The sequence below is a fragment of the Methylobacterium hispanicum genome (assembly GCF_022179285.1).
Classification (GTDB): Bacteria; Pseudomonadota; Alphaproteobacteria; order Rhizobiales; family Beijerinckiaceae; genus Methylobacterium; species Methylobacterium hispanicum.
This window is the reverse complement of record NZ_BPQO01000116.1, coordinates 1-254: the sequence shown is the minus strand read 5'-3', so window position 1 is coordinate 254 and position 254 is coordinate 1. Positions and strand designations below refer to the sequence as shown.

Below are 254 nucleotides of genomic sequence, written 5' to 3'. Positions count from 1 at the left end.
AAACCCCCCTCGAAACGAGGTCTCCCTTGAGGGCCGTGGAAGACGACCACGTCGATAGGCCGGAGGTGCAAGCGCGGCAACGCGCTGAGCTGACCGGTACTAATCGCCCGATAGACTTGATCGTCTCTCGTGATCCATCGCCGCATACACCGATCCGCCAGGATCGGCGAAGCGGTCACAGACAACATGCTTGCCGAACAGAATGGGGCTTCCGCCGTCGCAGCACCCTGCGACAGCGAACGTCCCAAACAACC

1 rRNA gene is annotated in these 254 nt (G+C 61.4%); it reads left to right on the top strand.

Going from position 1 to position 254, the window contains the following annotated elements:
* Positions 1-124: ribosomal RNA gene (locus MFF56_RS32015) — 23S ribosomal RNA — on the top strand; the annotation flags it as partial.
* Positions 125-254: the final 130 nt, after the last annotated feature.